Consider the following 9027-nt stretch of genomic DNA (forward strand, 5'->3'; position numbering starts at 1 on the left):
TCCCCCCCCCCCCCCCCCCCTCCCCCCCCCCCCCCCCCCCCCCCCCCCCCCCCCCCCCCCCCCCCCCCCCCCCCCCCCCCCCCCCCCCCCCTCCCCCCCCGGGGCCGTGGCGTACTGCGGGCGGAGAACCGCAGAGCTCGGGCGTGGGGGCTAGCCGCGCCGGCGGCCGCGCCGACGGCGGTCAGCCCCGCGATGGAAGGGAAAAGGGCGCCCGGTGGGTGGGGCGGGGGCCGGACTGCCGGCCCGGACGCAGCAGCAGCGACAGCACCACCGCGGAGACCAGCACCGAGCCGACCAGCGTCGCGGTCACCGTGCCGTGCCCCGGGCCGAGCGCGTACTGCGTGAGATAGGCCCCGAACAGGGCGCCCAGCGCTCCGCTGACGAGCACCACACGCGGCGACGGCAGCCGCGGGGCGAACAGCCGCAGGGCCGCTGCCGACAGTGCCAGGCCCAGCAGGGCGGAGCCGAGCGCCTCGATCAGCAGCATGGGTGCCTCCCGCAGGTGAGGGGCTGACCGGTCACAGCCGTCCTACCCGAAGCGGAGGACACGGAAACGGCCCGGCGGAATCAACCGCCGGGCCGTTTCGCGTAGTTCTCGGAAACACGCCGGAACGGGTCAGGTCGCCCCGGAACGTGTCATATCGTGCCGAAAGGCATCAGGCCGTGCCGAAACCGACCTTGCGTGCGCTCGGCTCGCCCAGGTCGACGTACGACAGGCGGTCGGAGGGCACGAGGACGCGGCGGCCCTTGGTGTCGGTGAGGCTCAGCAGCGGTGCCGAACCGGTCAGCGCCTCGGAGACGATGCGTTCGAGCTCCTCGGCGCTCAGGTTGCTCTCCAGCACGATCTCCCGGGGTGCGTGCTGCACGCCGATCTTGACCTCCACGGCTTTGTCCCTCCGACGCTCGGTTGTGCGCGATCAGCCGCGCCGTACCCGGTCCACATTAGCCCGCAGCGGCGACACGCAAGCGGCGCAGCGGACACGCTGGCAGCGAACAGCGATTACGCCGAGGCGCCGTCCGAGCCGTGCAGCGGGAAGCCCGCGATGCCGCGCCAGGCCAGCGAGGTCAGCAGCCCCACCGCCTTGTCGCGGGCGACCGGGCTCTCGCTGGAGAGCCAGTACCGGGCCACGACCTGCGAGACGCCGCCCAGGCCCACGGCCAGGAGCATCGACTCGTCCTTCGACAGGCCCGTGTCCTCGGCGATCACGTCCGAGATGGCCTCGGCGCACTCCAGCGAGACGCGGTCGACGCGCTCGCGCACCGCCGGCTCGTTGGTCAGGTCGGACTCGAAGACCAGGCGGAACGCGCCGCCCTCGTCCTCCACGTACGCGAAATAGGCGTCCATCGTCGCGGCCACGCGCTGCTTGTTGTCCGTCGTCGACTCCAGCGCACCGCGCACCGCCTGGAGCAGGTTCTCGCAGTGCTGGTCCAGCAGCGCCAGGTACAGGTCGAGCTTGCCCGGGAAGTGCTGGTACAGCACCGGCTTGCTCACCCCGGCCCGCTCGGCGATGTCGTCCATCGCCGCCGCGTGGTACCCCTGCGCGACGAAGACCTCCTGGGCCGCGCCCAGGAGCTGGTTGCGTCGGGCTCGGCGCGGCAGGCGCGTGCCCCGGGGACGCGCTGCATCCGTCTGCTCGATGGCTGTCACGCCGCCTCCCACTTTCTCTGTTGCCGCAGTGCGCTCTGCGCCGCGCCCGCCATCGTACTTTTCGGTAACCGAATCTGTAGGGTCGAAGCCGAGTTTTCTCGCTGTGCGGACCGCCCGGAGGCGCTGGTCAGCGGCGCCGGGAGGGGTTGCCGAACGGTAGTCCGGGGCGGCCGGGCGCGGTCGGCCGAAGGGCCCCGGCCCCTCAGCGGTAGTCGTCCTCGTCCAAGGGCACCACCCTGGCCTGGTCGACGGCATCCCCGTCGGCCGCCTCCCCGCGGTCCACCCCCGTGACCCGCTCGTCGTCGTCCTCGGGCCGCAGCTCGGCCTGCTGCTCCGCGGCGTCCGCCTCGGGCGCCTCCGCGTCCAAGGCTTCCCGGATCCTGCCCCGGAAGGTTTCCGGCTCCGCCGGGTCGACACTCATCTGGACTCCCCTTCTTCCCTCACCCCTCGTGGTCCTGCCTCACCTATGAGCCTAGGAGGATCGCGGGTACGCCGCTACGCGGATCCCCGGGCGTCCCCCGCGGGTCTGTGATGCCGAACACAAGAGTCCGGACGTGATCGTCTCGTAACATTGCCCCCATGTCTTCGACCGAGCTGCCGGGTGTGCGATCGGCCACCGAGCCGTCCTTCCGGGCCGGAGCCGCCCGGGTGGCCGAGGGGGAGCAGCTGCGCACCGCCCTGCTGCCCGGCCTGGAACTGACCGTGCGGTCCCGGCCCGCGACCCGTACCGGACTGCCGCCCGCCCTGTTCGTCCACGGCCTCGGCGGCTCCTCCACCAACTGGTCCGCCCTCATGGCCCGGCTGGAGGACTCCGTCGACTGCGAGGCCGTCGACCTGCCGGGCTTCGGCTGGTCCCCACCGCCAGCCGACCGGGACTACTCGGTCACGGCGATGGCCCGCGCGGTCATCCGCCACCTCGACGCCGCCGGCCGCGGACCCGTCCACCTGTTCGGCAACTCCCTCGGCGGCGCCGTCGCAACCCGCGTCGCGGCCGTCCGCCCCGACCTGGTGCGCACGCTGACGCTGGTCTCGCCCGCACTGCCCGACCTGCGCGTGCAGAAGGCGGCCCTGCCGACCGTGCTGCTCGCCGTGCCCGGGATGGCCGGCCTGCTGCACCGCATGGCCGGGGGCCTCACCGCCGAGCAGCGCACCCGCGGCGTGATGGGGCTCTGCTACGGCGACCCTTCCCGGGTGCGACCGGAGGACTTCCGCGTCGCCGTCGAGGAGATGGAACGGCGGATGGCCCTGCCGTACTTCTGGGAGGCGATGACCCGCTCCACCCGCGGCATCGTCGACGCCTACACCCTCGGCGGGCAGCACGGGCTCTGGCGCCAGGCGCAGCGGGTGCTCGCCCCGACCCTGCTCGTCTACGGCGGCCGCGACCAGCTGGTGGCGTACCGTACGGCCCGGAGGGCGGCTGCGTCCTTCCGGGACTCGCGACTGCTGAGCCTCCCCGAGGCCGGGCACGTGGCGATGATGGAGTACCCCGAGGCGGTGGCGAACGCCTTCCGGGAGCTGCTCCACGACACCGACCGAGATATCGAAGACGGCAGGGGCTGACCACCGTGGGACGACATAGTCGCAAGGGCCCTGCCCCCGCTCCCGCCCCGGCCCGCCCGGCGCCCGCGCCCGCCGCGCCCCCCTCGTACGACCCGTATGACCCGTACGACCCGTATGGCTCGTACGAGGAGTTCCCGCCGTACCGGGAGGAGACCGGGTACGGGCAGCAGCCGGTGTACGGCCGGCAGTCCGGCTACTACGAGCAGCCGTCCGGGTTCGAGCAGCAGCCGGGCTACGAGCAATTCCCGCCGCACGAGCAGTACCCGCCGCACGAGCAGTACCCGCCGCACGAGCAGTACCCGCGGCACGAGCAGTACCCGCCGTACGAGGAGCCGCGCGGCCGCCGCCACGCCGAATCCGCCGTCACCCACCAGGGCTACGCCCCCGCCGCCCCCGAGCCCGGCGCGCGGCCCGGCGGCCGCCCCGAGCAGCGCGAGCCCGGCGGCGCCTGGGGTGCCGACGCCGGCTCCGTCCAGGGCGACCGGCGCGGCGCACCGCGCGCCTCCGGCGCGTCCGCGGCCGTGCTGGACACCGGCACCCCGGCCTTCGGCACGCCTGCGGCCGGGTTCCCGCAGGTCGTCCCCGGACTGCAGCCCGCGGCCGCCCCCGCCCACCCGGCCGACCCCTTCACCTCCACCGGCGCGCAGCGCCGCGTGGTGCCCTCGCCCCGCGAGGAGGCCGCGCCCGCCGAGAACGAAGAGGAACGGTCCTCCGGCCGCGGCTCCAAGGCCCGCACGTACGGCAGCATGGCCGCCGTCGCCGTCACCACCGCGATCGCCGTCGTCGTGGCCACCCAGATGCTGACCGACGGCGACACCAAGAGCTCCGCCCCGCAGGCGGCCGGCAGCGCCTCCGACCGCGCCCAGCCCGGCCAGTCCGCGGCCTCCCGCTCCGAAGGCCGCGGCGCCCCCGAGGCCCCGGCTCCGGCCCCGGCCGCGCCCGAGCTGTCGTACGAGCAGAAGATGGCCCAGCAGATGCCGCTCGACGCGAAGCTGAAGGGGTCGGGCGCCTTCGACACCGTGCCCGGTGTCGCGGCCGCCCCCGGCAAGGGCAAGGTGGTCCGCTACCGCGTCGACGTCGAGCAGGGGATCGGCCTGGACGCGCAGCTGTTCGCCGAGGCCGTCCACCGCACCCTCAACGACGACCGGAGCTGGGGCCACGGCGGCTCCAAGACCTTCGAGCGCGTCCCGGGCGGCGAGGCCGAGTTCGTGATAACCCTGGCCAGCCCCGGCACCACCGGCGTGTGGTGCGCGAAGTCCGACCTGGACACGACGATCGACAACGTCAGCTGCGACTCCGCGCGCACCGAGCGCGTGATGATCAACGCGTTCCGTTGGGCGCAGGGCTCGGCGACGTACGGCCCGGACCAGATGTTCGCCTACCGGCAGATGCTCATCAACCACGAGGTGGGCCACCGGCTCGGCCACGGGCACGTGAACTGCCAGACCCCGGGCGCCCTCGCGCCGATCATGCAGCAGCAGACGAAGTCCCTCGACATCGGCGGGATCACCTGCAAGCCCAACCCCTGGGCGTTCCCCGGGAACTGACGCACGGCCGGCAGCGCCCCGCGGCAAGGCCTTTGCTAGCGCTCTCGAACGCGAACCGTACGGGAAAGTTACGACTCTTCACCCCTTCCGGTGGGGGGGGGGGGGGGGGGGGGGGGGGGGGGGGGGGGGGGGGGGGGGAGGGGGGGGGGGGGGGGGGGGGGGGGGGGGGGAGCGCCCGGCCTCCCCCCCACCCCCCCCCCCCCCCCCCCCCCCCCCCCCCCCCCCCCCCCCCCCCCCCCCCCCCCCCCCCCCCCCCCCCCCCCACCGGCACATCCGCTTGAGTTTCCCGCGGCGGGTCACCGGACCGACGGAGGCCGCCGGAAACGGGAGATCGGGGGTGCCACTCGTGCGGATCGGACTGCTCACGGAAGGTGGTTATCCGTATGCGACGGGAGAGGCGAGGCTGTGGTGCGACCGCCTCGTGCGCGGGCTGCCGCAGCACGAGTTCGAGCTCTACGCGCTGAGCCGCAGCGCCGAACAGGAGGAACACGGCCGGGTCGTGCTCCCCGAGCACGTCACCCGTGTCTGGACCGCCCCGCTGTGGGCCCCCGCGGACGACGGGCGCACCCACTCCCGGCGTGAACGCAGGCGGTTCACCGACTGCTTCAAGGACCTGGTCCGGGGAATCTGCGCCGGCGAGGCCGAGCCCTTCGCGGCCGGCCTGTACGGACTCGCCGAACTCGCCCGCGAGCAGGGCGGCCTGTACGCCGCCCTGCGCTCCGAGACCGCGGTGCGCGCCGTGGAGGCCGCCTGTCGGGCCCCCGGCGCACGCCGCTCCGTACAGCGCGCGCAGGTCGCGGACCTGCTGGAGTTCGTCGACGCCCTGGAGCAGCTGCTGCGGCCGCTGTCCCTCGACTGGTACGAGGACCTGCGCGAGGTGGACGTCTGCCACGCCACCGCGGGCGGGGTGGCGGCCCTGCCCGGGCTGCTGGCCAAACGCTTCTTCGGGCTGCCGCTGCTGGTCACCGAGTACGGGGTCCGGCTGCGGGCGCACTACCTGGAGCGCGCCGCCGACGCCGCCCCCGGGCCGGACGGTCCGGCAGGCGGCCCGCGGCTCGCCGTCCGGGCCCTGCTCGCGGCCTTCCAGGTACGCCTCGCCTGCGAGATCTACGCCCGCGCCGACCTGCTCGTCGTCGGCAACGCGCACGCCCGGCGCTGGCAGGAGCGGTGCGGGGCCACCCGGGACCGGATGCGGACGGTGTACCCGGGGATGGAGGCGGACCGATTCGCCACGGTCGGGGAGGACCCGGACCGCGGGGATGCGGACACGCTGGTGTGGGTCGGCCGGGTCGAGCCCGCCAAGGACCTGGTCGCCCTGCTCCACGCCTTCGCCGAGGTCCGCAAGGCCGCCCCGGACACCCGGCTGCGGATCTTCGCCACGGCCGCCGTCCCCGGCTACCTCGCCGACTGCCGCTCCCTCGCGGCCCAGCTCTTCCCCGACGAGGCCGCCGACGCGGTCACGGCGGGGGAGAACCCCGTCACCTTCGAGGAGATCGGCGGCCCCGAGGCCCCCACCCCGGCCGACGCCTACGGATGCGGGCGGGTCGCCGTGCTGTCCTCGGTGATCGAGGGCTTCCCGATCTCCCTGACCGAGGCCATGTTCTGTGGCCGGGCCACCGTGTCCACGGACGTCGGAGCCGTCTGCGAGGTCATCGGCGGCACCGGGCTCGTCGTCCCGCCGCGCAACCCGCGGGCCCTCGCCGACGCCTGCCTCTCCCTGCTGGCCGACCCCGAACGGGCCCGGCGGCTCGGGGCGGCCGCCCGCGCCCGCGCCCTGGAACTCTTCAGCGCCGAGCAGAACGTGGCCGCCTTCCGCGAGGCCTACCTGTGGCTGCTGGCCCGCGGACCCGGCCGGGCCGACGGCACCGTCCCCTTCGAACAGCCCCCCGAGGCCCGGGTCCCGGGCCACTGGACGAGCCCCGCGTGGGCCCCGAACCCGGAGGCCGCGGTATGACCCTCGACGAAGCCGCCCCCCTCGCCACGGCCCCCCGCCGCCGGGCCGCCGGCGACCCCGTCAAAATCCTGCTGCACCGGCACCGGGAGCTGTGCGAGCGGGCCGTCGACCCGCTCGAGATCGCCGCCGGGCTGGAGGCGCAGGGCATCACCGACCGGACCGCCGCCCGGTTCCGCCACCGCGACGTGTTCTCCCTCGCCGAGGAGCTGTACGCCCGCACCCCGCGCCTGGAGGAGCCGCCCGCGCCCTCCGCCGCCGGCCCGGCCGACGCCCGCGCCCTGCGCCGCTTCGGGCTCGCCCTCCTGCCCGGGGCCCTCGCCTGCGCGGCGGCCGCCGCCGCCGTGCCGTACGCGGAGTACGCGGAAGCCGTCGCCGTCCTCGCCGCGGCCGCCGCCCTCGTCCTGCCGGGCCCTCCGGGGCTGGCCGCCGCCGGCCGCACCCGCCGGGCCGGCCGCACCGCCTGGGCCGGCCGGGCCGTCCTGCTGCTCGCCGCGGCCGTCGCCGGCTGGGCCGTCCACCGCCACGGCACCCCCCTCGGGATCGCCCTCGCCCTCGGCGCCGTCCCCGGCCACCTGGCCGCCGCCGGGTACGCCGCCGGGGCCCGGCGCCGCCTCGCCGCCAGCCGCGCCCTGGAGGACTTCGCCGACGGGGCCCGGCCGCTGCTGCTGGGCACCGTCACGGGCTTCACCGCGGCCGCCGCCGGGACGGCCGTCCTCGCCGGAGCCGCCGTCCCGGTCGCCCTCCCGCTCGCCCTGCTGCTCTTCCTCACCCGGCTGCTGCTCGGCCACGGCGCCCCCCGCGGGCCCGTCGCCGCCGCCCTCGTCCTCGCCCTGGTCCCGGTCACGGTCGCGGCGCCCGCCGCCGCGGCAGGACTCCTCGTACTCGCCGTTCCCGTGCTGGCCCGCGCCTCCGCGCACGCCCGGCCCTGAGCGGCGTACGCCCCTCCGCTCCCGACGCCCGACGCCCCGACACCCGCTCCCGACACCCGCTGCCCGAACGCCCGCTCCCCGACGCCCGGCCGGCCGCTCCCCGCGGCCGACGCCGGAGCACCGTGCCACACCCCCTTCCCCCAGCCCATCGACCAAGGAGACACAGCATGACCGGCCAGCCCACCGACCCAGGGACCGCGCGATGAGGGTGCTGCTGATCGGGGCCAACGGATACCTCGGCCGCTACGTCGCCGACCGGCTGCTCGCCGACCCCGCCGTCCAGCTGACCGCGCTCGGCCGCGGCGACGACGCCGACGTCCGCTTCGACCTCGCCACCGGCAGCCCCGGCGCCCTCACCCGCTTCCTCGACGCCGTCCACCCGGGCGTCGTCATCAACTGCGCCGGCGCCACCCGCGGCGGGGCCCGCGAGCTCACCCGGCACAACACCATCGCCGTCGCCACCATCTGCGAGTCCCTGCGCCGCAGCGGCTGCGGCGCCCGCCTCGTCCAGCTCGGCTGCGCCTCCGAGTACGGGCCCAGCCAGCCCGGATCGTCCACGGCCGAGGACGCCGTGCCCAGACCCGGCGGGCCGTACGGAGTCAGCAAGCTCGCCGCCACCGAGCTGGTCCTCGGCTCCGGCCTCGACGCCGTCGTCCTGCGGGTCTTCTCGCCCGTCGGGCCCGGCACCCCGGCCGGCTCCCCGCTCGGCAGGCTCGCCGAGGCCATGCGGCGCGCCATGCAGTCCGGCGACGCCGAGCTCAAGCTCAGCGGGCTCGGCGTCCAGCGCGACTTCGTGGACGTACGGGACGTGGCGCGGGCCGTGCACGCCGCCTCGCTCTCCGCCGCCCAGGGCGTCGTCAACATCGGCACCGGCCGCGCGGTCCGGCTGCGCGACGCGGCAGCCGTCCTGGCCCGGGTCGCCGGATACGGAGGAGCCCTGTACGAGCTCGACGTACCCCACGGCGGACCGCACGCCGGGCCGCAGCAGGCGCACCCCGGGACCCACGGGCCCCACGGCTCCCACGGCCACCCGGGCGCCCGGGCCGGCGCCCTCGCCGCCATCGGCTCCCCCCGCTCCGAGGCCACCGCCGATCAGCTGGCCGCCGCGGCCCCGCCCCCGGCCGCGTACCCCTACCCCGACGGCTGCGGCGCCTGGCAGCAGGCCGACGTGCGCACCGCCCGGGACCGACTCGGCTGGCGGCCCCGGATCAACCTGGAGGAGTCCCTGGCGGACATCTGGATGGAGGCGGCGTGCCGCATCTGACCACGCAGGCCGAGGCGCCCGCCGCCACCGGCGCGGGGCGGGGAGGGGCCTTTCCCCCCCCCCACACGCGCACCCCCCCTGCTCCCCCCCCCCCTGTCCCAGCCAACCCCCCCCGCCCCCCCCCC

9 protein-coding genes are annotated in these 9027 nt (G+C 76.2%); 5 read left to right on the forward strand and 4 right to left on the reverse strand.

The genetic code is table 11. From position 1 onward, the window contains the following. Positions 1-181: 181 nt before the first annotated feature. From AC068A_RS36785 to AC068A_RS36800, 4 genes are all read right to left on the reverse strand, one after another. On the reverse strand, positions 182-484 hold the full coding sequence (locus AC068A_RS36785; protein WP_478590657.1) for a hypothetical protein: 303 nt from the start codon (positions 482-484) through the stop codon (positions 182-184). 172 nt (positions 485-656) lie between these two features. Next, positions 657-884, reverse strand: a complete 228-nt coding sequence (locus tag AC068A_RS36790) for a DUF3107 domain-containing protein (RefSeq protein ID WP_179174999.1) — start codon at positions 882-884, stop codon at positions 657-659. 116 nt (positions 885-1000) lie between these two features. After that, on the reverse strand, positions 1001-1648 hold the full coding sequence (locus tag AC068A_RS36795) for a TetR/AcrR family transcriptional regulator (RefSeq protein WP_478590650.1): 648 nt from the start codon (positions 1646-1648) through the stop codon (positions 1001-1003). Positions 1649-1850: 202 nt separating this feature from the next. Further along, positions 1851-2069: a hypothetical protein gene (locus AC068A_RS36800; RefSeq protein WP_478590651.1), complete on the reverse strand. Its 219-nt coding sequence runs from the start codon at positions 2067-2069 to the stop codon at positions 1851-1853. Between the two features lie 158 nt (positions 2070-2227). Between AC068A_RS36800 and AC068A_RS36805 the strand changes: the two genes are divergently transcribed. From AC068A_RS36805 to AC068A_RS36825, 5 genes are all read left to right on the forward strand, one after another. Then, complete coding sequence (locus tag AC068A_RS36805) at positions 2228-3208, forward strand: alpha/beta fold hydrolase (protein WP_478590652.1); 981 nt, start codon at positions 2228-2230, stop codon at positions 3206-3208. 5 nt (positions 3209-3213) lie between these two features. Beyond that, positions 3214-4755 carry a DUF3152 domain-containing protein gene (locus AC068A_RS36810; protein ID WP_478590653.1) on the forward strand — a complete coding sequence of 514 codons (1542 nt, stop codon included), beginning with the start codon at positions 3214-3216 and terminating at the stop codon, positions 4753-4755. A gap of 346 nt (positions 4756-5101) precedes the next feature. Further along, positions 5102-6709 carry a DUF3492 domain-containing protein gene (locus AC068A_RS36815; RefSeq protein ID WP_478590654.1) on the forward strand — a complete coding sequence of 536 codons (1608 nt, stop codon included), beginning with the start codon at positions 5102-5104 and terminating at the stop codon, positions 6707-6709. Then, positions 6706-7638: a hypothetical protein gene (locus AC068A_RS36820; protein WP_478590655.1), complete on the forward strand. Its 933-nt coding sequence runs from the start codon at positions 6706-6708 to the stop codon at positions 7636-7638. The genes AC068A_RS36815 and AC068A_RS36820 overlap by 4 nt, the downstream gene beginning before the upstream one ends. A gap of 202 nt (positions 7639-7840) precedes the next feature. After that, positions 7841-8902 carry an NAD-dependent epimerase/dehydratase family protein gene (locus AC068A_RS36825; protein WP_478590656.1) on the forward strand — a complete coding sequence of 354 codons (1062 nt, stop codon included), beginning with the start codon at positions 7841-7843 and terminating at the stop codon, positions 8900-8902. The last annotated feature ends 125 nt before the right edge of the window (positions 8903-9027 follow it).

Source organism: Streptomyces sp. NPDC043854 (assembly GCF_056436005.1).

Bases quoted from the DNA above. Each gene is read 5' to 3' on its own strand.
- AC068A_RS36805 (WP_478590652.1), top strand. From the start codon at position 2,228: ATGTCTTCGACCGAGCTGCCGGGTGTGCGATCGGCCACCGAGCCGTCC.
- AC068A_RS36820 (WP_478590655.1), top strand. From the start codon at position 6,706: ATGACCCTCGACGAAGCCGCCCCCCTCGCCACGGCCCCCCGCCGCCGG.
- AC068A_RS36825 (WP_478590656.1), top strand. From the start codon at position 7,841: ATGAGGGTGCTGCTGATCGGGGCCAACGGATACCTCGGCCGCTACGTC.
- AC068A_RS36800 (WP_478590651.1), bottom strand. From the start codon at position 2,069: ATGAGTGTCGACCCGGCGGAGCCGGAAACCTTCCGGGGCAGGATCCGG.